This window comes from Microbacterium sp. 2FI (assembly GCF_005502885.1).
In the GTDB taxonomy this organism is placed as follows: domain Bacteria; phylum Actinomycetota; class Actinomycetes; order Actinomycetales; family Microbacteriaceae; genus Microbacterium.
The window spans coordinates 249,962-275,438 of sequence record NZ_SCMR01000002.1; the positions used below are offsets into that span (position 1 = coordinate 249,962).

Annotated in this window: 22 protein-coding genes and 1 tRNA gene; 20 read left to right on the forward strand and 3 right to left on the reverse strand. The window is 70.2% G+C overall.

The features are described 5' to 3' along the window. Position 1: 1 nt before the first annotated feature. Genes FFS15_RS03510 through FFS15_RS03520 form a run of 3 tightly spaced genes read left to right on the forward strand, consistent with a single transcriptional unit; the run spans position 2 to position 4,286 of the window. A complete protein-coding gene (locus FFS15_RS03510; protein ID WP_137843610.1) occupies positions 2–1,987 on the forward strand; it encodes a primosomal protein N' in 1,986 nt (661 codons plus the stop codon). Positions 1,988–1,995: 8 nt separating this feature from the next. Then, positions 1,996–2,919, forward strand: a complete 924-nt coding sequence (gene fmt / locus FFS15_RS03515; protein ID WP_137843611.1) for a methionyl-tRNA formyltransferase — start codon at positions 1,996–1,998, stop codon at positions 2,917–2,919. Next, on the forward strand, positions 2,916–4,286 hold the full coding sequence (locus tag FFS15_RS03520) for a transcription antitermination factor NusB (RefSeq protein ID WP_137843612.1): 1,371 nt from the start codon (positions 2,916–2,918) through the stop codon (positions 4,284–4,286). Before fmt ends, FFS15_RS03520 begins: the two co-directional genes overlap by 4 nt. A gap of 18 nt (positions 4,287–4,304) precedes the next feature. On the opposite strand, the gene glsA is transcribed toward FFS15_RS03520, so the two are convergent. Further along, entirely contained in the window at positions 4,305–5,477 is a 1,173-nt protein-coding gene (glsA, locus tag FFS15_RS03525; protein WP_137843613.1) for a glutaminase A, read from the reverse strand. A 20-nt stretch (positions 5,478–5,497) separates the two neighbouring features. On the opposite strand from glsA, the gene rpe reads away from it, so the two are divergent. The 15 genes from rpe to FFS15_RS03600 all read left to right on the forward strand — a co-directional run bounded on the left by rpe (position 5,498) and on the right by FFS15_RS03600 (position 21,387). Next, positions 5,498–6,196, forward strand: coding sequence for a ribulose-phosphate 3-epimerase (gene rpe, locus FFS15_RS03530; RefSeq protein WP_283205745.1), 699 nt, complete (start codon positions 5,498–5,500; stop codon positions 6,194–6,196). Positions 6,197–6,237: 41 nt separating this feature from the next. Then, complete coding sequence (locus tag FFS15_RS03535; protein WP_137843614.1) at positions 6,238–6,501, forward strand: phosphoribosyl-ATP diphosphatase; 264 nt, start codon at positions 6,238–6,240, stop codon at positions 6,499–6,501. Between the two features lie 41 nt (positions 6,502–6,542). Beyond that, on the forward strand, positions 6,543–7,385 hold the full coding sequence (gene hisG / locus FFS15_RS03540; protein ID WP_137843615.1) for an ATP phosphoribosyltransferase: 843 nt from the start codon (positions 6,543–6,545) through the stop codon (positions 7,383–7,385). Next, positions 7,385–8,191: an imidazole glycerol phosphate synthase subunit HisF gene (gene hisF, locus FFS15_RS03545; RefSeq protein WP_137843616.1), complete on the forward strand. Its 807-nt coding sequence runs from the start codon at positions 7,385–7,387 to the stop codon at positions 8,189–8,191. Before hisG ends, hisF begins: the two co-directional genes overlap by 1 nt. Further along, positions 8,188–8,571, forward strand: a complete 384-nt coding sequence (gene hisI / locus FFS15_RS03550; RefSeq protein WP_249353678.1) for a phosphoribosyl-AMP cyclohydrolase — start codon at positions 8,188–8,190, stop codon at positions 8,569–8,571. Before hisF ends, hisI begins: the two co-directional genes overlap by 4 nt. Further along, entirely contained in the window at positions 8,568–9,206 is a 639-nt protein-coding gene (locus FFS15_RS03555) for a Trp biosynthesis-associated membrane protein (protein ID WP_137843618.1), read from the forward strand. Before hisI ends, FFS15_RS03555 begins: the two co-directional genes overlap by 4 nt. 30 nt (positions 9,207–9,236) lie before the next feature. Next, a complete protein-coding gene (locus tag FFS15_RS03560; protein WP_137843619.1) occupies positions 9,237–9,467 on the forward strand; it encodes a DUF6704 family protein in 231 nt (76 codons plus the stop codon). Position 9,468: 1 nt separating this feature from the next. Next, on the forward strand, positions 9,469–10,272 hold the full coding sequence (gene trpC / locus FFS15_RS03565) for an indole-3-glycerol phosphate synthase TrpC (protein ID WP_137843620.1): 804 nt from the start codon (positions 9,469–9,471) through the stop codon (positions 10,270–10,272). Continuing rightward, positions 10,269–11,477: a tryptophan synthase subunit beta gene (trpB, locus tag FFS15_RS03570; protein ID WP_137843621.1), complete on the forward strand. Its 1,209-nt coding sequence runs from the start codon at positions 10,269–10,271 to the stop codon at positions 11,475–11,477. Before trpC ends, trpB begins: the two co-directional genes overlap by 4 nt. Further along, positions 11,474–12,268 carry a tryptophan synthase subunit alpha gene (gene trpA / locus FFS15_RS03575; RefSeq protein WP_137843622.1) on the forward strand — a complete coding sequence of 265 codons (795 nt, stop codon included), beginning with the start codon at positions 11,474–11,476 and terminating at the stop codon, positions 12,266–12,268. The genes trpB and trpA overlap by 4 nt, the downstream gene beginning before the upstream one ends. Before the next feature lie 54 nt (positions 12,269–12,322). Beyond that, the gene (gene lgt / locus FFS15_RS03580; RefSeq protein WP_137843623.1) at positions 12,323–13,294 is read left to right on the forward strand and encodes a prolipoprotein diacylglyceryl transferase; all 972 of its coding nucleotides are present in this window, start codon (positions 12,323–12,325) and stop codon (positions 13,292–13,294) included. Between the two features lie 85 nt (positions 13,295–13,379). Beyond that, the gene (gene gltB / locus FFS15_RS03585) at positions 13,380–17,960 is read left to right on the forward strand and encodes a glutamate synthase large subunit (RefSeq protein ID WP_137843624.1); all 4,581 of its coding nucleotides are present in this window, start codon (positions 13,380–13,382) and stop codon (positions 17,958–17,960) included. After that, positions 17,953–19,419 carry a glutamate synthase subunit beta gene (locus FFS15_RS03590; protein ID WP_137843625.1) on the forward strand — a complete coding sequence of 489 codons (1,467 nt, stop codon included), beginning with the start codon at positions 17,953–17,955 and terminating at the stop codon, positions 19,417–19,419. Before gltB ends, FFS15_RS03590 begins: the two co-directional genes overlap by 8 nt. Positions 19,420–19,466: 47 nt before the next feature. After that, positions 19,467–20,918 carry a pyruvate kinase gene (pyk, locus tag FFS15_RS03595; RefSeq protein WP_137843626.1) on the forward strand — a complete coding sequence of 484 codons (1,452 nt, stop codon included), beginning with the start codon at positions 19,467–19,469 and terminating at the stop codon, positions 20,916–20,918. Between the two features lie 82 nt (positions 20,919–21,000). Next, positions 21,001–21,387, forward strand: a complete 387-nt coding sequence (locus FFS15_RS03600) for an SHOCT domain-containing protein (RefSeq protein ID WP_137843627.1) — start codon at positions 21,001–21,003, stop codon at positions 21,385–21,387. Positions 21,388–21,452: 65 nt separating this feature from the next. Here FFS15_RS03600 and FFS15_RS03605 read toward each other — a convergent pair. Further along, positions 21,453–21,535, reverse strand: a tRNA-Leu gene (locus FFS15_RS03605). A gap of 49 nt (positions 21,536–21,584) precedes the next feature. Between FFS15_RS03605 and FFS15_RS03610 the strand changes: the two genes are divergently transcribed. After that, positions 21,585–22,205: a response regulator gene (locus FFS15_RS03610; RefSeq protein ID WP_171013066.1), complete on the forward strand. Its 621-nt coding sequence runs from the start codon at positions 21,585–21,587 to the stop codon at positions 22,203–22,205. A 121-nt stretch (positions 22,206–22,326) separates the two neighbouring features. Here the strand turns inward: FFS15_RS03610 and FFS15_RS03615 are convergent, their stop codons facing one another. Then, entirely contained in the window at positions 22,327–22,752 is a 426-nt protein-coding gene (locus FFS15_RS03615) for a hotdog fold thioesterase (protein WP_137843629.1), read from the reverse strand. A gap of 53 nt (positions 22,753–22,805) precedes the next feature. On the opposite strand from FFS15_RS03615, the gene polA reads away from it, so the two are divergent. Continuing rightward, positions 22,806–25,445, forward strand: coding sequence for a DNA polymerase I (gene polA, locus FFS15_RS03620; RefSeq protein ID WP_137843630.1), 2,640 nt, complete (start codon positions 22,806–22,808; stop codon positions 25,443–25,445). Positions 25,446–25,477: the final 32 nt, after the last annotated feature.

The following is a 25,477-nucleotide window of genomic DNA, read 5'->3' on the forward strand; positions in this document are numbered from 1 at the left end:
CATGGCGCGGCCTGCGCCGCAGCGGGTCGCCCGCGTGCTGATCGACTCGCCGCTGCCGCAGCTCGACCGGCTGTTCGACTATGCGGTGCCCGCACCGCTCGCCGACGAGGTCGCTGCCGGCGTGAGGGTGCGGGTGCCGCTGCGCTCGGCCGGCCGCATGGTCGACGGCTTCGTCGTCGAGGTCGGCGAGCCCGACGCCTCCGATCGACCGCTGTCCGAGCTCGACGGGGTGGTCTCGCCGGTTCCGGTCCTCACGCCGGGGCTGTACTCCCTCGTGCGGCGCGCCGCGGATCGCGCAGCCGGGTCGGCGAGCGACATCCTGCGCCTGGCGATCCCGAAGCGCATGGTGCGCGCCGAGAAGGCGTGGCTTGCTGCCGAACCGCCGACCGCTCCGGTCGTCGAACCGGCCGCGCAGGCGTGGGCGGAGCACGCGCTGTCGGGCTTCCCCGGCCTCGGTGACGCTCTGCGAGACGGCCTGCGCATCGCGGTGGACGCGCCGCCGCGCCCGTTGCGACTCGAGAGCGGTGCCGATGTGGGGGAGTGGGCGGCGCTGCTGGCCGCGGCGGCCGTCGTCACTCTCGCGCGGGGGAAGAGCGCCATCGTCGTCGTCCCCGACCATCGCGACCGCGCCGAGCTCGAGGCTGCGCTCGACGGCCGCCTGCCCGACGGCGCGCTCGTACGCGACGACGCGAAGCAGTCGGGTCCGGCGCGCTACGCGGCGTTCCTCCGCACCCTCGCCGACGCCCCCTGCGTCGTGATCGGCAACCGCTCGGCCGTCTACGCACCGGTGATCGACCTGGGCCTCGTGGCCCTGTGGGATGACGGCGACCCGCTGTTGGCCGAGCAGCTCAGCCCCGGCGTCCACGCGCGCGACGCGGCGCTCCTGCGTCAGGAGCTCGACGGCGGAGCCCTCATCTTCGCCGGCCACACGCGCACGACGGACGTCGAGCGCCTCGTCGCTGTCGGGTGGGTGACCGACATCCCCGCGGCACGTCGGATCAGCCCTCGGGTCGTGCTCAGCGCTACGCGCGAAGGCGAATCCCGCGGGGCGCGGGTGCCCTCGGCGGCCTACGCCGCGGCCGCCGAAGCGCTCGCCCACGGTCCCGTCCTCGTCCAGGTCGCGCGGCCCGGCTACGCCCCCGTGCTCGTGTGCGCGCAGTGTCGGCATCCGTCGCGCTGCAAGCACTGTGCCGGCCCCCTGCACGCGGCACGCCAGGGCGCTGCGCCGACGTGCTCGTGGTGCGGCCGCACGGCGCTCGGCTGGGCGTGCCCGGAATGCTCGTCGACCCGCGTGCGCATGGCCTCGTCGGGCACCGAGCGCACCGCCGACGAACTCGGCCGCGCGTTTCCGGGCGTGCGGGTGATCGTCGCCGACGGCGACCACCCCGTCTCGCACGTCGACGCACGCCCGGCGCTGGTGATCGCCACGCGCGGAGCCGAGCCGATCGCGGCGGGCGGCTATCGCGCGGTGCTGCTTCTCGACGGCGATCGGATGCTGCTGGCCGACGATCTGCGCATCGGCGAATCGTGCCTGCGCTGGTGGTCCAATGCCGCGGCGCTCGCGGCGCCGGGCGCCCCCGTGCATCTCGTCGGGGTCGCCGGCCCCGTCGCCCGTGCGCTCGCGACCTGGACGCAGGCCGCATACGCACGAGGCGAGCTCGCCGATCGCGCGCCGCTGCGGATGCCCCCCACGGTGCGCGTCGCCGCCCTCGACGGCTCGCGCGCCGCGGTCGAGGCGGCCCTCGGCGCGCTGGGCACAGCCGTGCCCGAGCTCGACGCCACCGCGATCCTGGGTCCCGTGGCGCACGACGACTCGGTGCGAGCCCTCGTCCGCTTCGATTACGCCCTCGGCATGCGGGTGGCCGACAGCCTCCGCGCGTCGGTCGTGAGCGCCGCCGTGAAGGCCCGGCGCCCCGCGAAGGGGCGAGCCGGTACCGTCCGCCCTACACTCAGAGTGCGGGTCGACGTACCCGATCTCGACCTGTGAGGAACCACATGCGCCTCGTGTTCGCCGGCACACCCGAGCCGGCGGTGCCGTCGCTGCGGCGCCTTGCGGCATCGGATCACGACATCGCCGCCGTGGTCACGCGCCGCGATGCACCGCTCGGCCGGAAGCGCCTGCTGACGCCGTCGCCGGTCGCGACTGCGGCCGAGGATCTGGGGTTGGAGGTCATCCGCACCGATCGTCTGGATGCCGAGGCCACTGCGTCGATCGCGGCCCTCGAACCCGACCTGGGCGTGATCGTCGCCTACGGCGGCCTCGTCCGCGAGCCGCTGCTGTCGGCGCCCCGCTACGGGTGGATCAACCTGCACTTCTCGCTGCTGCCGCGGTGGCGGGGTGCGGCACCCGTTCAGCACGCGCTCATGGCCGGAGACACGCACACCGGGGCGAGCGTGTTCCAGCTCGTGGCCGCACTCGACGCCGGAGATGTCTTCGCCGAGAGCACGCACGAGATCGCGACCGACGCGACCGCAGGCGACCTGCTCGCGATCCTCGCCGACGAGGGGGCGACTCTGCTCGCCGACGTCGTCGACGGGATCGCCGCGGGCACCGCAGTCGCGCGTCCGCAGCAGGGCGAGCCGACCTACGCGAGCAAGCTCGGCGACGCCGATGGCCTCGTGCGGTGGGATGCGCCCGCGGCAGCTGTGCTCGGCCGCATCCGCGGTGTGACCCCCGAACCCGGAGCCCATACGACCGTCGACGGCACACGGCTTAAGGTCCTCACGGTGGATGCCGCGCCCGCCGATGCGCCCGCGCTGGCACCCGGCGCGATCGCGCTGCACGACCGCGACGTGATCGTCGGAACCGGCACTGCTCCGGTGCGTCTTCACACCGTCCAGCCCGCGGGCAAGGGCGCGATGCGCGCCGCCGACTGGTGGCGTGGGCTCCGCTCGACCGACCCGGTGGCCGGGTCATGAGCCGCACCGCCGCATCGCGCACGGTCGCGTACGAGACCATCCGCGCCGTCCACGAGTCGGACGCCTACGCCAACCTGCTGCTGCCCACGTCGATCGAGCGCGCCGGGCTTGCGGCACCCGATGCGGCTCTCGCGACCGAGCTCACCTACGGAACGCTCCGCCGGCAAGGCACCTACGACGCCGTCATCGCGATCGCGGCGGATCGGGGCATCTCCGAGATCGATCCCGCCGTTCTCGACGCGCTGCGCCTGGGCGTGCACCAGCTGCTCTCGACGCGGGTCGCCTCGCACGCGGCGGTGAATGAGTCGGTCGAACTCGCTCGCGCGGCCGGCGGCCGCGGTGCCGCCGGGTTCGCGAACGCGGTGCTGCGGCGCGTCTCGCGCGATACGCCGGGGGAGTGGATGACGCGCATCGCGCAGACCGCCCGCTCGGACGACGAGCAGCTCGGACTCCTGTTCTCGCATCCCGTGTGGGTCGTGCGGGCGCTGCGGCGAGCGCTGGCGGCCGAGCATCGAGCCGACGAGCTCGAGGCGCTGTTGACCGCGGACAACGCCGCGCCGCGGGTCACGATGATTGCTCTCCCGGGGCTCGCGGAGGTTCCGGCCGACGCCCGTCGCACGCCGTTCTCGCCCTACGGGTTCCGCCTCGCCGGCGGCGACCCCGAGTCGATCATCCGGGAGTCCGGTGGCCTCATCCGCGTGCAGGACGAGGGTTCGCAGCTCGCCGCCCTCGCCCTCACCCACGCGCTGCCCGTGACGGCGGGCGAGCGCTGGCTCGATCTGTGCGCCGGGCCGGGCGGCAAGACCGCGGTGCTCGCCGCCGAGGCCCTCGCGCACGGCGCGCGGCTCGAGGCGAACGAGATCTCGCCCGCACGCGCGGGTCTCGTGCGGCGCGCGATCGAGGGCGTGCCGCTCGAGGTTCCCGTCAGCGAGCAGGACGGCCGCGTCCGTGCCGAGGAGTCGCCCGAGACCTACGACCGCATCCTCGTCGACGCGCCGTGCACCGGTCTGGGCGCCCTCCGGCGGCGACCCGAAGCGCGCTGGCGCAAGGCACCTTCGGATGTGCCCGAGCTCACCCAGCTGCAGCGCGAGCTGCTCAACGCCGCGGTCGGAGCCCTGAAGCCGGGCGGGGTCGTGGCGTACGTCACGTGCTCGCCGCACCTCGGCGAGACCGCGGGCGTCGTCGCCGATGTGCGCCGCGAGTGGGGTGCCGCGCTCGAAGAGCTGTCGGCGCGCGACGTGATCGCCTCAGTCTCGGAGTCCGACCCCGCACTCCCGGCGCAGACCGACGGCACCGGACGTGCTCAGCTCTGGCCGCACCGCCATAACACCGACGCGATGTCGATCACGCTGCTCCGCCGGGTCTGACCCGCGCGCCCGTCCAGATCACTCGCGCAGGCGGAACCCACCGGGCATCGACTCGAGCGCTCCGCGCAGCGCCGCGAGGGCAGCCGGATGCACTCTGCCGAGCTCGCGTGCATCGAGCGTCACGATGGCGTCGACGGGAAGCTCCGTAGCGAGCCCGCGCAGCACCGAGACGACGCGCTCCGCGCCCGCCAGCCCGAGCTCGCCGCCCAGGCGCACGACGCGGCCTTCGGCGTCGCGGTCGACGGTGACCGCCGGCGTCGCGAGGGTCTCGTGCGATTCGAGCAGGTGCATGCCGAAGCGCTCCGACAGCGTCTCGACGGCGGCGATGGCGCGAACGCTGTTGCCGTGCTCATCGAGCCGCGGGCTGAACGCCGCGATGCCGAACTGCGAGGGCGCGACGGCGAGCACGCCGCCGCTGACACCGCTCTTGGCCGGAAGGCCCACGCGCAGCATCCATTCACCCGAGAAGTCGTACATGCCGCAGCTCGCCATGATCGAGAGCACGTCGCGGGCGACGTCTTCGTCGACCACGCGCTCGCGGGTGACCGGGTTCATGCCGCCGAACGCGAGCGTCGATGCCATGACGGCGAGATCGCGCACGGTCACCAGCAGCGAGCACTGCCGGAAGTACGTCTCGACCGCGATCTCGACCGATCCTTCGAGGATGCCGTGCGAACGAAGCAGATGCCCGAGCGCGCGGTTGCGGTCGCCCGTGGCCGACTCCGACGCGTATACCTCTTCGTCGACCCACAGAGACCGTCCCGCGAAGGCCGAGAGCAGGTCCACGACACTCGCGGTGCGCTCGTCGACGTCGTCGCCGCGCACGAGGGCGGTGGTCGCGATCGCGCCCGCGTTGACCATCGGGTTGACGGGCCTCCCGGTGATGTCCTCGAGGCTGATCGCGTTGAACGGCTCGCCGCTCGGCTCGACGCCGACCTTCGCCAGCACCTCGTCGCGCCCGCGCTCCTGGAGGGCGAGGGCGAGCACGAAAGGCTTCGAGATCGACTGGATCGTGAACTCCGCGCTGTCGTCGCCCACAGCGCGCACGCGGCCGAAGGGTCCGACCGCTGCGAGAGCGAGCCGTTCGGGGTCGGCGGCGGCGAGTTCGGGGATGTACTGCGCCGTCGCTCCGGCGTCGTCGGGTCGGACGTCGTCGAGCACTTCCTGGAACAGCGCCGTGATGGGATCCACGGCTCGACCATAATGGACGAGTGCCCCCCGAAGACGACGGTGCCCGCGAGGGCGGCCCCCGCATCAACCCCAGCATCCTCGCCGCCGACTTCGTGAACATGCAGCGCGACCTCGCGCGCATCGCGACCGCCGACTTCGTGCACGTCGACGTGATGGACAACCATTTCGTGCCGAATCTGACGTTCGGACCGCAGATGGTCGAGCGCATCCAGGCGACGAGCCCGATCCCGCTCGACGTGCACCTCATGATCACCGAGCCCGAGCGCTGGGCCCCGGCCTACGCTGAGCTGGGCGCGGCGTCTGTCACGTTCCACCTCGAGGCCGCCGCCGAGCCGGTGACCCTCGCGCGGCGCCTGCGCGAGATCGGCGCGCGTGCCGGAGTCGCCGTGAAGCCCGCGACCCCGGTGGAGTCGCTGTTCGACGTGCTCGACGAGTTCGACCAGATCCTCGTGATGACCGTCGAGCCGGGGTTCGGCGGGCAGTCGTTCATGCCCGAGACGATGCCCAAGCTCGCCCTCCTCGCCGATGAGGCGCGGCGCCGCGGGTCGGCGGTGTGGCTGCAGGTCGACGGCGGGATCGGCGAAGCGACGATCGCGCAGGCTGCTGAAGCGGGGGCCGATACGTTCGTCGCGGGGAGCGCCGTGTTCGGCGCGGCCGACCCCGATGCCGCGATCGCGGGCCTGCGCGCGTCGGCCGACCAGCACCGTCACACGCACTGAACCGGCGGATCCGCCCTGTCGAAGGGCGCTAACCTGGCTGGGTGAAGACGTTCGAATCGCTGTTCGCCGAGCTCGCCGCCAAAGCGGCCGAGCGCCCCGAGGGATCGGGAACCGTCGCACAGCTCGATGCGGGCGTCCACGCCATCGGCAAGAAGATCGTCGAAGAGGCCGCCGAGGTCTGGATGGCGGCCGAATACGAGTCGAACGACGCCGCGGCCGAGGAGATCTCACAGCTGCTGTACCACTTGCAGGTGCTGATGCTGGCGAAGGGGCTGTCCCTCCAGGATGTGTACCGACATCTCTGAGCGGTTCCCCTCCTCCCGCTGCGACTGAAGAAAGCCGAACCATGCTGCGCATCGCCGTGCCGAACAAGGGCTCGCTCGCCGACACCGCCTCCGAGATGCTCCGCGAGGCCGGGTACTCCGGCCGCCGCGACCCGAAAGACCTCCACGTCGTCGACACCCACAACGAGGTCGAGTTCTTCTACCTCCGCCCGAAGGACATCGCGACCTACGTCGGCTCGGGCGCGCTCGACGTCGGCATCACCGGTCGCGACCTGCTGCGCGATGCCCGGATGCCGGGGGCGCGCGAGATCGAGGCGCTCGGGTTCGGGCGCTCGACGTTCCGCTTCGCGGCTCCTCCGGGACGCTTCACCGAGCTCACCGACCTCGAGGGCGTGCGCATCGCGACGTCGTATCCGGGGCTCGTCGACGGCTTCCTCGACAGCCACGGCGTGGCCGTCGACCTCGTCCCGCTCGACGGGGCGGTCGAGTCGGCCGTGCGGCTCGGCGTCGCCGACGCGGTGGCCGACGTCGTCGAGACCGGCACCACGCTCCGCCAGGCAGGCCTCGACGTGTTCGGCCCGCCGCTGCTCGAGTCCGAGGCTGTGCTGATCGCCGGTCCGACCGATGCCGACGGCACCGAGACGCTGCTGCGGCGCCTGCGCGGCGTCATGGTCGCCCGCCGCTATGTGATGGTCGACTACGACCTTCCGTCAGCCCTCGTCGACGAGGCCGTGAAGATCGCGGGCGGCATCGAGTCGCCGACCATCTCGCCGCTGCGCGACCCGGAGTGGGTGGCCGTCCGCGTCATGGTCGCCCGCGCAGGGGTCAACAAGGTGATGGACGAGCTCTACGCCATCGGCGCGCGGGCGATCCTGGTCACCGCGATTCACAACGCGAGGCTCTGATGAGCCTCGTCTGCCGCGTCATCCCGTGCCTCGACGTCGCCGCGGGCCGGGTCGTCAAGGGCGTGAACTTCGAGAACCTCCGCGATATGGGCGACCCCGTCGAGCTCGCGAGCCTGTACTACGAGCAGGGCGCCGACGAGATCACGTTCCTCGACGTCACCGCGACGGTCGACGAGCGCTCGACCACGTACGACGTCGTCCGTCGCACCGCCGAGCAGGTCTTCATCCCGCTCACCGTCGGCGGGGGAGTCCGCACCACCGACGACGTCGCGCGCCTGCTGTCTGTCGGCGCCGACAAGATCGGCGTCAACTCCGCCGCGATCGCCCGGCCCGAGCTGATCGACGAGATCGCCGACCGCTTCGGCGCGCAGGTGCTCGTTCTCTCGCTCGACGTCAAGCGCTCCCCGAACACCGAGTCGGGTTTCGTGGTGACGACCCACGGCGGGCGCACCGAGACGACCCTCGACGCCCTCGCATGGGCGCGTGAGGCGATCGAGCGCGGCGCCGGCGAGCTGCTGGTCAACTCCATCGACGCCGACGGCACGAAGGCCGGCTTCGACCTCGAACTCGTCCACCTCATGCGCGAGATCTCGAGCGTGCCCGTTATCGCCTCGGGCGGCGCCGGCAAGGCGGCCGACTTCGGCCCCGCGATCGAGGCGGGCGCGAACGCCGTGCTGGCGGCATCCGTCTTCCACTCCGGCCAATTGACCGTGGGCGATGTCAAGGCGGCGATGCGAGCGGACGGCATCGCGGTGCGAGAGGTGGCGGCATGCGATGCACTGAGCGAGCGGAGCGAGACGAAGTGACCGAGACGATCGACGAGCGCATCGCGCGCGTGAGCTTCACCCCCGACGGGCTCGTCGCGGCGATCGTGCAGCAGTGGGACACGCGCGAGGTGCTGATGCTCGGGTGGATGGATGCCGAGGCCCTCCGCCGAACGCTCACCGAAGGTCGCGTCACCTTCTGGTCGCGGTCGCGCCAGGAGTACTGGCGCAAGGGCGACACCTCCGGTCACATCCAGCTCGTCCGCGGCGCACGTCTGGACTGCGACGGCGATGCGATCCTCGTCGAGGTCGATCAGGTCGGCGTCGCATGCCACACCGGCACACGCACGTGCTTCGACGCCGACGATCTCGACCCGGCCCGTGGTCCCGAGCTCCCGGCATCCGCGGAGGAGAGCGCATGATGCGTCGTGCCCGCCTCATCGCCGTCGTTGCGACCCTCGCCGCCGGCGCGCTCGGCGTGATCTCGTCGACCCAGACGTGGCTCACGGTGATCCTCGCCGACGGCGCCGCCACCGTGATCGCCGTCCCCGGCGCATCCGCGGTCGCCGTCCTGGCACCGCTCAGCCTCGCGGTGCTCGCCCTCGGTGGAGCGCTGTCGATCGTCGGCCGTGTTCTGCGCTACGTCTTCGGCGGCCTGAGCGTGCTCATCGCCGGCATTCTGGCGTGGCTGACCGCGCCCGTCGTGATCGAAGCGCCGACCTCCGCATACGCCGCCGCCGTCACCGAGTCCACCGGCATCGCGGGCGAATCCGCCGTGACGCTGCTCGTCGCGGGCGTGACGACGACCCCGTGGCCGGCGATCACACTGGTGGCGTGGGGAGTGCTGTTCGCCGCCGGCGTGCTCACACTCATCACGGCTCGCCGGTGGCGGGGGAGCGACCGCCGCTACCGCACGACGGCGACCGTCGACGCCGGCGCAGCGGGTGCCGGAGCCGCCGAAGGCGGCCGCCCGCACGACGCCGCGAAGGACCGCGCGATCGACTCGTGGGACGACCTCTCGCGTGGCGAGGATCCGACCGCCCGCCCGCTAGACTGACCACACCCCCGTGCCTATCAGGAGGAGAACATGAGCAACCCCATCGGCGACCCCGGCCACGGACACTCGCCCGCCGCCTGGACGGCCGTCGTGATCATGCTCGTCGCGGTCACCCTCGGCACGGTGTTCTACTGGTTCGACCTGCCCGTGCTCGTGTGGGCATCTGCCGGTCTCCTCGTCGTCGGGCTCCTCGTGGGCTGGGGCATGGCCAAGGCCGGCTACGGCGTCAACGGTTCGAAGTACACCGCGAAAGAGCACTGACGTGCTCGCCGACCTCACGGCCGGCGCGGTGGAGGATGCCGAGGCCCGCGCATCAGAGCGGCCCCTCGCGGTCGTCGAGGCCGCCGCTCTCGCGCAGCCTGCCGCCCGCGACGCGCTCGCAGCCCTCGCTCCCGCCGATCGCGTCAAGATCATCGCCGAGGTGAAGCGCGCGAGCCCCTCGCGCGGCGACCTCGCCGCGATCCCCGACCCCGCCCTGCAGGCCCGTCGCTATCAAGAGGGCGGCGCCTCGGCGATCTCGGTCCTCACCGAAGGACGGCGCTTCAAGGGAAGCCTCGCCGACCTCGAGGCGGTCCACTCGGCGATCGACCTGCCGGTGCTGCGCAAGGACTTCATCGCCAACGAGTACCAGGTGCTCGAGGCCCGAGCAGCCGGCGCCGACCTCGTGCTGCTGATCGTCGCGGCCCTCGACCAGGACGTGCTCGAGCGGCTCCACGCCTTCACGCTGGCGCTCGGCATGACTCCGCTCGTCGAGACCCACTCCGCCGACGAGGTCGATCGCGCCGCCGACATCGGCGCCCGGCTCATCGGCGTGAACGCGCGCGACCTCTCGACGTTCGCGCTCGATCGCGACCTGTTCGGCCGGCTCGCCGACCGCATTCCCGCAGATGCGATCAAGATCGCAGAGTCGGCGGTGCTGCAGCCCGCCGACGTCGCGCACTATCGCGCCGCCGGCGCCGACGTCGTGCTGGTCGGAGAGGCTCTCGTGACGAACGACCCCGTGTCCACCCTCCAGGCGTTCCTGGCGGCCGGCGATACGCCGATCGAGGGGAAGGTGTCGCAATGAGTCTTCGCGACGAACACGGCCCGTTCTTCGGCGAGTTCGGCGGGCGGTTCATGCCCGAGTCCCTCATCGCGGCGATCGACGAGCTCACCGCCGAATACGAGGCCGCGAAGGCCGACCCGGCATTCCAGGCCGAGTTCGTGCGGCTGCTGCACACCTATGCGGGCCGCCCCTCGGCCATCACCGAGGTGGCCCGTTTCGCCGAGCACGCCGGCGGCGCGCGGATCTTCCTCAAGCGCGAAGACCTCAACCACACCGGCTCGCACAAGATCAACAACGTGCTGGGCCAGGCCCTGCTGACCCAGCGGCTGGGCAAGACCCGCGTGATCGCCGAGACCGGCGCCGGCCAGCACGGTGTGGCGACCGCCACGGCGGCGGCACTCTTTGGCTTCGAGTGCACGATCTACATGGGCGAGGTCGACACCGAGCGCCAGGCGCTCAACGTCGCCCGCATGCGGCTGCTGGGTGCCGAGGTCGTGCCGGTGAAGACCGGGTCGCGCACCCTCAAGGACGCGATCAACGACGCCTACCGCGACTGGGTCGCCAGCGTCGAGAACACCAACTACATCTTCGGCACCGCGGCCGGCCCCCACCCGTTCCCGGCGATGGTGCGCGACTTCCAGAAGGTCATCAGCGAAGAAGCTCGCGCCCAGCTGCTGGACGAGACCGGCCGGCTCCCCGACGCCGTCATCGCGTGCGTCGGCGGCGGGTCGAACGCGATCGGCATGTTCGACGCGTTCCTCGACGACGAGGGCGTGAAGCTCTTCGGCGTCGAGGCGGCCGGTGACGGCGTCGACACCGACCGGCACGCGGCATCCATCGAGCGGGGCCGCCCAGGCGTGCTCCACGGCGCGAAGACCTTCGTGCTGCAGGACGAGGACGGCCAGACCATCGAGTCGCACTCGATCTCGGCCGGCCTCGATTACCCCGGCGTCGGACCCGAGCACTCATGGCTGGCGTCGATCGGCCGTGCGGAGTACATCCCGGCGACCGACGACGAGGCCATGCAGGCGCTGCGTCTGCTGTCGCAGACCGAGGGCATCATCCCCGCGATCGAGTCGGCGCACGCGCTGGCAGGGGCACTGCGGCTCGGGCGCGAACTCGGACCCGACGCGATCCTGGCCGTGTGCCTCTCGGGCCGCGGCGACAAGGACATGGACACCGCGGCACGCTACTTCGACCTCTACGACAAGGGAGCCGCCGAGTGACCTCGCGCGTCGCCGCGGCGATCGACGCCGCCCACGCCGAAGGCCGCGGCGCATTCGTCGGCTACCTGCCGCTCGGATTCCCCGATCTGCAGACGAGCATCGACGCGGCGGTCACCCTCGCCGAGAGCGGCGCCGACGTGCTCGAGCTCGGCCCGCCGTACTCCGACCCGGTGATGGACGGCACGGTCATCCAGGAGGCCACGCAGACGGCGCTCGCTGCCGGCTTCCGCTTGCGCGACACCTTCACGGCGGTGCGCGAGATCACGCGCCGCGTCGACGTCCCTGTGCTCGTGATGACCTACTGGAACCCGGTGCTCCAGTACGGCGTCGACCGCTACGCCGACGACCTCGCCGCGGCCGGGGGAGCGGGCCTCATCACGCCCGACATCACGCCCGAATCGGCATCCGAGTGGATCGCCGCGAGCCAGCGAACGGGCCTGGATCGCGTCTTCCTCGCCGCTCCCACCTCGACCGACGAGCGTCTCGACCTCATCGTCGAGAACTCGACGGGCTTCGTCTACACCGTCTCGACCATGGGCATCACCGGCGAGCGAGCGGAATTGGATGCCGCGGCACGCACGCTCGTGGCCCGCCTCCGCGACCGCGGGGCGGCCCACGCGTGCGTCGGCATCGGCATCTCGAACGCCGCGCAGGTCGCGAGCGTGCTCGAATACGCCGACGGTGCGATCGTCGGCACGGCACTCGTCCGGGCGCTCCGCGACGGGGGCCTCGACGGCCTCGCCGCGACCGCACGGGCCCTCGCCGACGGCACGGCGCGCTCAGCGTCCTAAACTCTTCTCGTCGGCCCACAGCCGGCGCCCCCGACACCTAGGACCAGATCACCCATGATCAACGTCGCGGCATCCGTCGTCGCCAGCATCCCGAGCCCGTCCGTCAGCTACATCGACCTCGGGCCCCTGCGCATCCACTTCTACGCGCTGTGCATCATCGCGGGCATCATCGCCGCGGTGTTCCTGACGAACCACCGCCTCACCAAGCGCGGCGCGGAGCCCTGGGTGGTCGTGGACATCTCTCTCATCGCGGTGCCGCTCGCCATCATCGCGGCGCGGATCTACCACGTGCTCACCCACTTCGACTTCTACTTCGGCGAAGGCGCGAACCCGCTCTCGGCGCTTTACATCTGGGAGGGCGGCATCGCGATCTACGGCGCCCTCATCGGCGGCGCGATCGGCGCTTGGCTCGGATGCCGCTGGACCGGCATCCGCTTCTGGACGTTCGCCGACGCCCTCGCACCGGGACTCCTGCTCGCCCAGGCGATGGGACGCTTCGGCAACTGGTTCAACCAGGAGCTCTTCGGCCTGCCGACCGACCTTCCCTGGGGCCTGGAGATCGACCCCGACAACGGAGCCTTCCCGCCGGGACTCGCCCCCGACACGCTGTTCCACCCCACCTTCCTTTACGAGGTGATCTGGAACAGCCTGGGCGTGCTCGTGCTGCTGTGGCTCAGCCGGAAGTTCGTCCTGCAATGGGGGCGCCTGTTCGGCATCTACCTCGTCTGGTACAGCGCCGGCCGCATCGTGTGGGAGTCGATCCGCATCGATCCGAGCGAGATCTTCCTCGGCCTCCGCACCAACGTGTGGGCGGCGATCATCGGCGTGGTCATCGGCATCACCATCTTCTTCGTGCAGAAGCGGCGCCACCCCGGCCTCGAGCCGTCGCCGTATGTGCCGGGCCGTGAGTGGAAGCCCGACGGGGCTGTACAATCGCAGAACACCGACGACTTCGTCGACGTCAGCGAACCCCCGACGTCCGAGACTGTCGAGGGCAGCGCCACAAGCACATCCGCCACGAAATAGCATGCTGTTCCCTTCCGCATCACGCGGAAGGACAGCACCGGGCCGACGTCGTCCCATCTTGAGCATCAACGTGAGGACGGTAGGTATGGCATCGAGCCCCCGCACCACAGGGTCGGTTTCGTCGGGCTTCCCGCAGAAGCAGGGCATGTACAACCCTGCTTTCGAGAAGGACGCGTGCGGCCTCGCGATGGTCGCGACGCTGCGCGGTGAAGCCGGTCACGACATCATCGACCTCGCGCTGACGGCTCTGCGCAACCTCGAGCACCGAGGCGCGATCGGCTCGGATGCCGGCACCGGCGACGGCGCGGGCATCCTCACGCAGATGCCCGACGAGTTCCTCCGCGCCGTCGTCGACTTCGACCTGCCGCCGGTGGGGGAGTATGCCGCCGGAATGATCTTCCTGCCCCGCGACGATGAGGCCCGGGCCGCCCAGAAGGACGGCATCGAGCAGCTCGCAGCATCCGAGAATCTCGTCGTCCTCGGCTGGCGCGACGTGCCCACCGCCGACGACAACCTCGGCAAGCTCGCGTTCGCGGCGCGCCCCGTCTTCGAGCAGCTCTTCGTGTCGCGCCCCGCCGTGGGCGACGCCGCGGCGCTGTCGGGAATCGACCTCGACCGCCGCACCTTCCGGCTGCGCAAACGCGCCCGCACCGAGCTGGACGCGTACTTCGTGTCGCTGTCGGCACGCACCCTCGGCTACAAGGGCATGGTCACGACCCTGCAGCTCGAGCCGTTCTACCCCGACCTGCAGGACGAGCGCTTCGCCTCGGAGCTCGCCGTCGTGCACTCGCGCTACTCGACGAACACGTTCCCCTCGTGGCCGCTCGCTCAGCCGCTGCGCATGCTCGCGCACAACGGCGAGATCAACACCGTCAACGGCAACCGCAACTGGATGCGCGCGCGTCAGTCGCAGTTGGAATCCGAGCTGCTGGGCGACATCCGTCCGCTCCTGCCGATCTGCACCGAGGGCGCGAGCGACTCGGCCTCGTTCGACGAGGTGCTCGAGCTGCTGACCCTCACCGGCCGCAGCCTGCCGCACGCCATCATGATGATGGTTCCCGAGGCGTACGAGAAGCAGGCCGACATCGATGCCGACCTGCGTGCCTTCTACGACTTCCACTCGATGCAGATGGAGCCGTGGGACGGACCGGCCGCACTGATCTTCACCGACGGCACCCTCGTCGGCGCGACCCTCGACCGCAACGGCCTCCGCCCCGGCCGCTGGACCGAGACCACCGACGGCCTCGTCGTGATCGGCAGCGAGACGGGCGTGCTCGACTTCGAGCCCGAGCGCATCAAGCGTCGCGGGCGCCTGCGCCCCGGCCGCATGTTCCTCGTCGACACCGCGCAGGGCCGCATCATCGAGGACGACGAGATCAAGCGCGACCTCGCCGAGCTCGAGCCGTGGCAGGAATGGCTCGACGCCGGACGCGTGCGCCTGGCCGACCTTCCCGAGCGCGAGCACATCGTGCACCCCATCGCCTCGATCACGCGCCGTCAGCGCACCTTCGGCTATACCGAGGAAGAGGTGCGGATCCTCCTGACCCCGATGGGTCAGAACGGCGCCGAGCCGCTCGGCGCGATGGGAAGCGACACGCCGGTCGCAGTGCTCAGCGAGCGGCCGCGGCTGCTTTTCGACTACTTCACGCAGCAGTTCGCGCAGGTGACCAACCCGCCGCTGGACTCGATCCGCGAAGAGGTCGTCACCTCCCTCGCCCTGGGCCTCGGCCCCGAGCGAAACCTGCTGGACTGGGGCGCCGACCACACCCGAGTCGTGACCCTGGACTTCCCGGTGATCGACAACGACGAGCTCGCCAAGATCCAGCACATCAACACCGCTCTTCCCGGCCGCACGTCGGTGACGATCCGCGGCCTCTACCGCGTCGAAGCGGGCCACAAGGGCATGCAGAAGCGCCTCGCGCAGATGTGCGCCGAGGTCGACCAGGCGATCGAAGACGGCGCGGAGTTCATCGTGCTCAGCGACCGCGACTCGAACAAGGACCTGGCGCCCATCCCGTCGCTGCTCATGCTCGCGGCCGTGCACCACCACCTCATCCGCAACGAGACCCGCATGAAGTGCGGACTCGTGGTCGAGGCGGGCGACGTGCGAGAGGTGCACCACGTCGCAACCCTCATCGGGTACGGCGCATCCGCGGTGAACCCCTACCTCGCGATGGAGACGGTCGAATACCTCGTCCGAGCGGGATACATCACCGGCATCGCCCCGGCCAAGGCCGTCAAGAACCTGATCTACGCGCTCGGCAAGGGCGTGCTGAAGATCATGTCGAAGATGGGCATCTCGACGGTGTCGTCGTACGCCGGCGCCCAGGTCTTCGAGGCCGTGGGCCTGGCCGAGGACTTCGTCGCGAAGTACTTCACCGGCACCGAGTCCAAGCTCGGCGGCGTCGGCCTCGACGTGATCGCGAACGAGAACGCGGCGCGCCACCGCTACGCCTACCCCGAGGATGCCGCGGTGCGCGCGCACGAACGGCTGTGGACCGGCGGCGAATACCAGTGGCGCCGCGACGGCTCGCCGCACCTGTTCAACCCCGACACCGTCTTCCGGCTGCAGCACTCGACCCGCACGCGCCGGTACGACATCTTCCGCGAGTACACCAAGCTCGTCGACGACCAGGCGAACGAGCTCAACACGCTCCGCGGCCTCTTCAGCCTGAAGTCCGCCGGCCGGACGCCGGTGCCGATCGATGAGGTCGAGTCGGTGTCGTCGATCGTGAAGCGCTTCTCGACCGGGGCGATGAGCTACGGCTCGATCTCGCAGGAAGCCCACGAAACGCTCGCGATCGCGATGAACAGCATCGGCGCCAAGTCCAACACCGGCGAGGGCGGCGAAGACGTCGACCGGCTCCTCGACCCCGAGCGCCGCTCGGCGATCAAGCAGGTCGCCTCGGGCCGCTTCGGTGTCACGAGCCTCTACCTCTCGCAGGCCGAGGACATCCAGATCAAGCTCGCCCAGGGCGCCAAGCCCGGCGAGGGCGGACAGCTGCCGCCGACGAAGGTGTACCCGTGGGTCGCACGCACGCGTCACGCGACGGCCGGCGTCGGGCTCATCTCGCCGCCGCCGCACCACGACATCTATTCGATCGAAGACCTCAAGCAGCTCATCTTCGACCTGAAGCGGGCGAACCCCGAGGCGCGCGTGCACGTGAAGCTCGTGAGCCAGTCGGGGATCGGCGCGGTCGCCGCAGGCACCGCGAAGGCCCTGGCCGACGTGATCCTGGTCTCGGGCCACGACGGCGGCACCGGCGCGAGCCCGCTGAACTCGCTCAAGCACGCCGGCACGCCGTGGGAGCTCGGCCTCGCCGAGACCCAGCAGACACTCATGCTCAACGGCATGCGCGACCGCGTCGTCGTGCAGGTCGACGGGCAGCTCAAGACCGGCCGTGACGTCATCATCGGCGCGCTGCTCGGGGCCGAGGAGTTCGGCTTCGCGACGGCACCGCTGGTGGTGTCGGGCTGCATCATGATGCGGGTCTGCCACCTCGACACGTGCCCGGTCGGCGTCGCGACCCAGAACCCGGTGCTGCGCCAGCGCTTCAACGGAAAGCCGGAGTTCGTCGTCAACTTCATGGAGTTCATCGCCGAAGAGGTGCGCGAGTACCTGGCGGCTCTCGGACTCCGCTCGCTCGACGAGGCGATCGGTCGCAGCGACCTGCTCGATGTCAACGGTGCCGTGGAGCACTGGAAGGCGAGCGGTCTCGACCTCGCGCCGATCCTCGACGGCCCCACGTTCGCCGAGGACGAGTCCCGCCGGAACACCCGCGGCCAGGAGCACGAGCTCGAGGCACACTTCGACGTCGGCCTCATCGAACGCGCGCAGGACGTCATCGCCCACGGCGGCGAGATCGTCATCGACCTCCCGATCCGCAACACCGAGCGCGCCGTCGGCACGCTCCTCGGGCACCACGTGACGCGCGCGCACGGCGAGAACGGACTGCCGTCCGGCAGCATCGTCGTGAACCTCACCGGCTCCGCCGGACAGTCGTTCGGCGCCTTCATGCCCGCCGGCATCACACTGCGCCTCGAAGGCGACTCCAACGACTACGTCGGCAAGGGTCTCTCGGGCGGCCAGATCGTCGTGCGGCCCCCGCGCCGGGCGACCTTCGACGCCTCGAAGAACGTCATCGCGGGCAACGTCATCGGCTACGGCGCAACGCAGGGCACGATGTTCCTGCGCGGCGTCGTGGGGGAGCGGTTCTTCGTGCGCAACTCCGGCGCGACGGCGGTCGTCGAGGGTGTGGGCGACCACGCTCTGGAGTACATGACGGGCGGACTCGCGGTGATCCTCGGCGAGACCGGCCGCAACCTCGGCGCCGGCATGTCGGGCGGAACCGCGTACATCTACCGCCTCGACGAGAAGCTCGTCAACCGCGAGGCGCTCGCCACCGGCGAGCTCCAGCTCGGCGAGCTGGGCTCCGGCGACGCCGAGATCCTCCGCGACCTGCTGATGCAGCACGTCGTGGAGACCGAATCCACGCTCGCGCAGACCCTGCTCGACGATTTCGAGAACGAGCTGGCGAACTTCGTCCGGGTGATGCCGCGCGACTACGCGGCCGTCCTGCAGACCCGCCAGGAGGCGGTCACCGAGGGGCTTGACCCCGACGGCGACGTCGTCTGGCACCGCATCCTGGAGGTGACGGGTGGCTGACCCGAAAGGCTTTCTGAAGGTCACCGAGCGTGAGCTGCCCCCGCGGCGGCCCGTGCCGGTGCGGATCATGGACTGGAAAGAGGTCTATGAGCCGGGGGACTCCGCGGTGCTGCGCCGGCAGGCCGGTCGCTGCATGGACTGCGGCGTGCCGTTCTGCCACAAGGGCTGCCCGCTCGGCAACCTGATCCCCGAGTGGAACGACCTGACGTGGCGCGGCGAGGGCCGCTCGGCGATCGAGCGTCTCCACGCGACGAACAACTTCCCGGAGTTCACCGGGCGACTGTGCCCCGCACCCTGCGAGAGCTCGTGCGTGCTCGGCATCAACCAGCCGGCCGTCACGATCAAGCAGATCGAGGTCTCGATCATCGACGAGGCGTTCTCGCACGGCTGGGTCGAGGCCGAGCCGCCCGGGCGCCTGACCGGCAAGACCGTCGCCGTCGTCGGCTCGGGGCCTGCGGGTCTCGCCGCCGCACAGCAGCTCACGCGCGCCGGCCACACGGTCGCCGTCTTCGAGCGCGACGACCGCATCGGCGGACTCCTCCGCTACGGCATCCCCGATTTCAAGATGGAGAAGAAGCACCTCGAGGCGCGTCTTCGCCAGATGCAGGATGAGGGCACCCGCTTCCGCGCCGGCGTCGAGATCGGCAAGGACATCTCGTGGAGCGACCTGCGAGCGCGGTATGACGCGGTCGTCGTGACGACGGGCGCCACGGTTCCGCGCGAGCTTCCGATCCCCGGCCGCGACCTCGCCGGCGTGCACTTCGCCATGGAGTACCTGGTCGAATCGAACAAGGCCGTCGCCGGTGACGCGGTGCCGCACCAGATCTCGGCCGAAGGCAAGCACGTCATCGTCATCGGCGGCGGCGACACCGGCGCCGACTGCATCGGCACCGCGCACCGCCACGGAGCCCTCAGCGTCACCAACCTCGCGATCGGCAAGCAGCCGCCGGGGGAGCGGCCCGAGCACCAGCCGTGGCCGATGAGCCCCACCCTGTTCGAGGTGTCGTCTGCGCACGAAGAGGGCGGCGAGCGGTCGTACCTCGCCTCGACCGTGGAGTTCCTCGGCAACAGCGCGGGCGAGGTGCGCGCGCTGCGCGTCGCCGAGACCGAGTTCGTCGACGGACGCCGCGTCCCCAAGAGCGGCACCGAGCGCGAGATCCCTGCCGACCTCGTGCTGATCGCGATGGGCTTCACCGGCCCCGAGCGGGCGCTGCTCGAGGACCAGCTGGGTGCGCAGTTCACCGACCGCGGCAACGTCGGACGCGACGCCGACTACCAGACCACCGCTCCGGGCGTGTTCGTGGCCGGCGATGCCGGTCGCGGTCAGTCCCTGATCGTCTGGGCGATCGCCGAAGGCCGCGCCGCGGCCGCGGAGGTCGACCGCTATCTCATGGGCGAGACCGAGCTTCCGGTTCCCGTCCGCCCCCACGATGTCGCCATCGGCCTGCAGCCCGCGTAGGCTGGCCGAGGCATTCGCCACCACTGAACCCCCCGGAGAAACCACGGATGAGACGCGCCAAGATCGTCGCCACACTGGGCCCCGCCACCTCGACCTATGAGAGCGTTCGCGCGATCATCGAGGCCGGTGTCGACGTCGCCCGCTTCAACCTGAGCCACGGCGACTATTCGGTCCACGACAACAACTTCGCCAACGTGCGCAAGGCCGCCGACGACGCCGGGCGACCGGTGGCCGTCCTCGTCGACCTGCAGGGCCCCAAGATCCGCCTCGGCAAGTTCGAGAACGGCCCGCACGACCTCGCCGTCGGCGACATCTTCAAGATCACGACCGAAGACATCCTCGGCACGAAGGAGATCGTGTCGACGACCTTCAAGGGCCTGCCCGCCGACGTCAACCCCGGCGACTTCCTGCTGATCGACGACGGCAAGGTGCGCGTCGAGGTCATCGAAGTCGAGGGTGCCGTCGTCACGACGAAGGTCATCGTCGCCGGCGCCGTCTCCAACAACAAGGGCATCAATCTGCCCGGCGTCGCGGTGAACGTCCCCGCGCTCAGCGAGAAGGACGAGGCCGACCTCCGCTGGGGTCTTCGCGCCGGTGCCGACCTCATCGCGCTGTCGTTCGTGCGCAGCGCGAAGGACGTCCAGCGCGTCCACGTGATCATGGCCGAGGAAGGCCGCCACATCCCGGTCATCGCGAAGATCGAGAAGCCGCAGGCCGTCGACAACCTCGAAGAGATCATCGACGCGTTCGACGGCATCATGGTCGCCCGCGGCGACCTGGGCGTCGAGCTGCCGCTGGAGGCGGTGCCGATCGTGCAGAAGCGTGCGGTCGAGCTCTGCCGTCGCATGGCCAAGCCCGTCATCGTCGCGACGCAGATGCTCGAGTCGATGATCGACAACCCGGTGCCCACGCGCGCCGAGACGAGCGACGTCGCCAACGCCGTCCTCGACGGCGCCGACGCGGTCATGCTCTCGGGCGAGACGAGCGTCGGGAAGTACCCGGTCGTGGTCGTCGAGACGATGGCCCGCATCGTCGACTCGACCGAGGAGCACGGTCTCGAGCGCATCCAGCCCCTCACGACCAAGCCCCGCACCCAGGGCGGCGCGATCACGCTCGCAGCCCTCGAGGTGGCCGAGTTCGTCGACGCGAAGTACCTCTGCATCTTCACCGAGTCGGGCGACACCGCTCGTCGCATGTCGCGCCTGCGTCCGCGCATCCCCATGCTCGGCTTCACGCCCGAGCCGGCGATCCGCCGTCGCATGGCGCTCACATGGGGTGTGCAGTCGACCCTCGTCGAGCACGTCACGCACACCGACCGCATGTTCATCCAGGTCGACGACTACCTCCTCACCCACGACCTCGCAGAGGTCGGCGACAAGGTGGTCGTGATCTCGGGATCCCCTCCCGGAATCATCGGCTCGACCAACGACATCCGCATCCACAAGGTGGGCGACGCGGTGCACGGCAAGGCTCCGATCTACAAGTCCGGCGAGTTGTAGACACGCAACGGATCAAACGGGGGTCGCGCTCAGTATGCTGAGCGCGACCCCCGTCGTCTTACCCCTGAGAGGTGATCGTCCTATGTTCTGGGACTTCTTCTGGTTCCTGCTGTGGAGCTTCTACTTCATCGCCTACCTCTACGTGGTGATCCTGATCATCACCGACCTCTTCCGCGACCACGCCCTGAGCGGCTGGCTCAAGGCGCTGTGGATCATCGCCCTGGTCTTCCTCCCGTTCCTCACCGCGCTCATCTACGTGATCGCGCGCGGCGGAGGCATGGCCGAACGCGCATACGCGAACCGCGGCGGGGCCGTGCCCGAGAGCGACGACTACCGGCCGGCCGCATCGGCGAGCCCGGCAGCCGACATCGCCAAAGCCAAGGAGCTGCTCGACGCCGGCACGATCTCGCAGGGCGAGTTCGATGCACTCAAGAGCAAGGCGCTCGGCAACCAGTACTTCGGCGCGTAGCGCCGCTCGTGCGAACGAAGGGAGATCGGATGCCGCGTCTGCGGCATCCGATCTCCCTCTTGTCGTACCGGTGGTGGGAGTCGAACCCACACGCCCTTGCGGGCAACCGAGTTTGAGTCGGTCGCGTCTGCCATTCCGCCACACCGGCAGGGGCCTGTCGGGCCCGTCCGCGAACGACCATACCGTAGGATTCAATGGTGACTGAGCAGGAGCAGACCCCCGGTTCGCCGGCAACCACCCCCCGTCGCGTCGTCGTTGCGGAGGATGAGTCGCTCATCCGGCTCGACATCGTGGAGATCTTGCGCGACAACGGCTTCGATGTCGTCGGCGAAGCCGGCGACGGCGAAGCCGCCGTGCAGCTGGCCACCGAGCTTCGTCCCGATCTCGTGATCATGGACGTGAAGATGCCTCTTCTGGACGGCATCTCGGCCGCCGAGAAGCTCAGCAAGAACCACATCGCCCCCGTGGTGCTGCTGACGGCGTTCAGCCAGAAGGAGCTCGTCGAGCGTGCGAGCGAGGCCGGCGCACTCGCGTACGTCGTGAAGCCCTTCACGCCGAACGACCTGCTGCCGGCGATCGAGATCGCACTCGCCCGCTACGAGCAGATCATCACGCTCGAGGCCGAGGTCGCCGACATGGTCGAGCGCTTCGAGACCCGCAAGCTCGTCGACCGCGCGAAGGGCCTCCTCAACGAGAAGATGGGCCTGTCCGAGCCCGAGGCGTTCCGCTGGATCCAGAAGGCGTCGATGGACCGTCGCCTGACGATGCAGGACGTCGCCAAGGCCATCATCGAGCAGCTCGCGCCCAAGAAGGGCTGAGCAGCCGTCGGCCCTTCGTCTCGCTGCGCTCGCTCAGGGACCTTCGGGTCGCTGAGCGAGGAGCGAAGCGACGAGACGAAGCGCGCCGCGCCTGCTGCTCGGCCCGCCGCGAGCCGCGACCCTACGACAGGGTCTTGATGTGGTTCGTGATGCGGATCGTCGAGCATCGGCGCCCCTGATCGTCGGTGACGACGATCTCGTGAACGGTGATGCTGCGCCCGAGGTGAACGGGCGTGCAGACGCCGGTGACGACCCCGCTGGTCGCAGACCGCGTGTGGGTCGCGCTGATGTCGACGCCGACGGCCAGTCGGTCGGGGCCGGCGTGCAGATTCGCCGCCATCGAGCCGAGCGACTCGCCGAGGACCACGTAAGCGCCGCCGTGCAGCAGCCCCACCGGCTGCGTGTTGCCCTCGACGGGCATCGTGGCGACCGCGCGCTCGATCGAGAACTCGGCGAAGCGGATCCCCATCTTCTCGGCGAGTGCCCCCATGCCGCGATTCGCCGCCCAGGCGAGGCCGTTCACGTCTGCGGTGGGTGCTTCGGTCATCGCTCGCCTTCGGGCCGGAATCGGGTGTCTCCGCCCCTGACTAGTCTGGTCTGGTGACGGACTCCGCAAAGCCTACCCTCCTCGTCGTCGACGGCCATTCGCTGGCATATCGGGCCTTCTTCGCCCTTCCCGTCGACAATTTCACGACGAAGGACGGGCAGCACACGAACGGGATCTACGGGTTCCTCGCGATGCTGATCAACCTCATCAAGGCCGAGAAGCCGACGCATCTGGCGGTCGCCTTCGACACCTCACGGCAGTCGTTCCGCACCGAGGTCTACACCGAGTACAAGGCGAACCGATCCGAGACGCCGTCCGAGTTCAAGGGGCAGATCCCGCTCCTGCAGGACTGCCTCGCCGCGATGAGCATCACGGTGCTCCAGAAGGAGAACATCGAGGCCGACGACATCCTCGCGACCCTCGCGACGCAGGGCGCCGAGGCGGGCTTCGACGTGCTGGTGTGCTCGGGCGACCGCGACACCATCCAGCTCGTGAACGACGACATCACCCTGCTGTACCCGAACGTGCAGGGCGTCTCGCAGCTCAAGCGCTACGACATCGACGCCGTCATCGAGCGCTACGGCGTGCGCCCCGAGCAGTATCCCGACATCGCGGCGCTCGTCGGCGAGACGAGTGACAACCTTCCGGGCGTGCCGAAGGTGGGCGAGAAGACGGCCGTCAAGTGGCTGACGCAATTCGGGACGCTCGACGACCTGCTCGAGAACGCCGACAAGGTCACCGGCGTCGTCGGCGGCAATCTGCGCGAGCACCTCGACGATGTGCGCCGCAACCGATCGCTCAACCGGCTGCTGCGCGACGTCGAGCTTCCGGTCACCGTGCACGACCTCGACGTACGCCCGATGGACGCCCAGGCCGTCCGCGACATCTTCGCGCGCCTCGAGTTCAAGACCCTCATCCCGCGCGTGGCCGAACTCGCCGGCATCGAGCAGCAGATGGCGGCGGTCACGTCGGCGGCGGCCATGCTCGCCCCCGTGCCGGCCGAGCTCTCCGCCGCAGAGCTCGTCGCGTGGCTCGAGAAGGCCACGGGCGAGGTGGGCGTCACGATCGCGATCGCGGGCGGCCTGCCGTCCCGCGTCGGGTTCGCGACGATGGATGCCGCAGCGGAGGCGTCGTGGTCGACCGAGGTCGCGGCATCCGTCGGCCCGTGGCTCGCCTCGAGCGCTCCCAAGGTGCTCTCCGACGCCAAGTCGCAGGTGAAGGCGCTTCGGCGCGCCGACGTCGTCCTCGGCGGACTCGCGTTCGACACGATCGTGGCCGGATGGCTCCTGCGGCCGAGCTTTCCCGACAAGGCCCTCGCCGACCTCGTCGACCGGTACCTCGACGAGAAGCTGCCCGAGGCCGACCCGACGCAACTCGTTCCCGAGACCGAGGGTGCGACTCCCGGTCAGCTGTCGTGGTATTCGCTGCGTGTGGCCGAAGCGCTCCGCGGCGAGCTCGCCCCCAGCGTGACCACGGTGCTGACCGACATCGAGCTCCCGACGCTCACGACCCTCGCCGACATGGAGCTGGCCGGCGTCGCGGTGTCGCACGAGAAGCTCTCCGCGTTCTCGGCCGAGCTCGGCGCGCGCGCCGACGCGATCGCCCAGGAGGCCTTCGCAGCGATCGGGCACGAGGTGAACCTCGGGTCGCCGAAGCAGCTGCAGGAGGTGCTGTTCGAAGAGCTGCAGCTGCCCAAGACCCGCAAGACGAAGACCGGCTACTCGACGGATGCCGCCGTGCTCGCCGACCTGCAGGAGAGCAATCCGCACCCGTTCCTCGATCTGCTCCTGCAGCACCGCGAAGCCACCAAGCTCCGCCAGATCATCGAGTCGCTCGACGCCGCGATCGCCGCCGACGGCCGCATCCGCACCACCTACGTGCAGACCGGCAGCCAGACCGGCCGCCTGTCGAGCACCGACCCGAACCTGCAGAACATCCCGGTCCGCACCCAGGAGAGCCTGCGCATCCGCGCCGCATTCGAGGTCGGCGACGGGTACGAGACGCTGCTGACCGCCGACTACTCGCAGATCGAGATGCGCATCATGGCGCACCTGTCGGAAGACCCCGGACTCGTCGAAGCCTTCAACTCGGGTGAAGACCTGCACCGGTTCGTCGGCGCCCGCGTCTTCGGCGTCGAGCCGTCCGAGGTCACCCCCGCGATGCGCACGAAGGTCAAGGCGATGTCGTACGGCCTCGTGTACGGCCTGTCGGCGTTCGGGCTCTCCAAGCAGCTGCGCATCGAGCAGTCCGAGGCGAAGCAGCTCATGATGGAGTACTTCGCCCGCTTCGGCGCCGTGCGCGACTACCTGCGCTCGTCGGTCGAGCAGGCGCGCATCGACGGGTACACCGAGACGATCTTCGGCCGACGACGCCCGTTCCCCGACCTCGCGAGCCCCAACCGCGTGCTCCGCGAGAACGCCGAGCGCGCAGCGCTCAACGCTCCGATCCAGGGCAGCGCCGCCGACATCATGAAGATCGCGCTCTTCCACATCCATGACGAGTTCGCCGCAGAAGGGCTCCGCTCGCGCGTGCTGATGCAGATCCACGACGAGCTCGTCGTCGAGGTGGCACCGGGGGAGTGGGATGCCGCGGAGCGGATCGTGCGCGACCGCATGGGCGACGCCGCGAGTCTCACGGTGCCGCTCGACGTGCAGATCGGGCGCGGCGGCGACTGGAACCAGGCCGGGCACTGAGGGCCTCGTTTGTCGACACCGCGTCTCGTGCC

What these genes read in the sequence shown, in the direction of transcription:
- FFS15_RS03560 (WP_137843619.1), top strand. Translation starts at nt 9,237, where the DNA reads ATGAGCAACCCCATCGGCGACCCCGGCCACGGACACTCGCCCGCCGCC.
- FFS15_RS03600 (WP_137843627.1), top strand. Translation starts at nt 21,001, where the DNA reads ATGTTCTGGGACTTCTTCTGGTTCCTGCTGTGGAGCTTCTACTTCATC.
- lgt (WP_137843623.1), top strand. Translation starts at nt 12,323, where the DNA reads ATGATCAACGTCGCGGCATCCGTCGTCGCCAGCATCCCGAGCCCGTCC.
- hisG (WP_137843615.1), top strand. Translation starts at nt 6,543, where the DNA reads ATGCTGCGCATCGCCGTGCCGAACAAGGGCTCGCTCGCCGACACCGCC.
- FFS15_RS03520 (WP_137843612.1), top strand. Translation starts at nt 2,916, where the DNA reads ATGAGCCGCACCGCCGCATCGCGCACGGTCGCGTACGAGACCATCCGC.
- pyk (WP_137843626.1), top strand. Translation starts at nt 19,467, where the DNA reads ATGAGACGCGCCAAGATCGTCGCCACACTGGGCCCCGCCACCTCGACC.
- FFS15_RS03555 (WP_137843618.1), top strand. Translation starts at nt 8,568, where the DNA reads ATGATGCGTCGTGCCCGCCTCATCGCCGTCGTTGCGACCCTCGCCGCC.
- trpB (WP_137843621.1), top strand. Translation starts at nt 10,269, where the DNA reads ATGAGTCTTCGCGACGAACACGGCCCGTTCTTCGGCGAGTTCGGCGGG.
- FFS15_RS03615 (WP_137843629.1), bottom strand. Translation starts at nt 22,752, where the DNA reads ATGACCGAAGCACCCACCGCAGACGTGAACGGCCTCGCCTGGGCGGCG.
- fmt (WP_137843611.1), top strand. Translation starts at nt 1,996, where the DNA reads ATGCGCCTCGTGTTCGCCGGCACACCCGAGCCGGCGGTGCCGTCGCTG.
- FFS15_RS03510 (WP_137843610.1), top strand. Translation starts at nt 2, where the DNA reads ATGGCGCGGCCTGCGCCGCAGCGGGTCGCCCGCGTGCTGATCGACTCG.
- hisF (WP_137843616.1), top strand. Translation starts at nt 7,385, where the DNA reads ATGAGCCTCGTCTGCCGCGTCATCCCGTGCCTCGACGTCGCCGCGGGC.
- gltB (WP_137843624.1), top strand. Translation starts at nt 13,380, where the DNA reads ATGGCATCGAGCCCCCGCACCACAGGGTCGGTTTCGTCGGGCTTCCCG.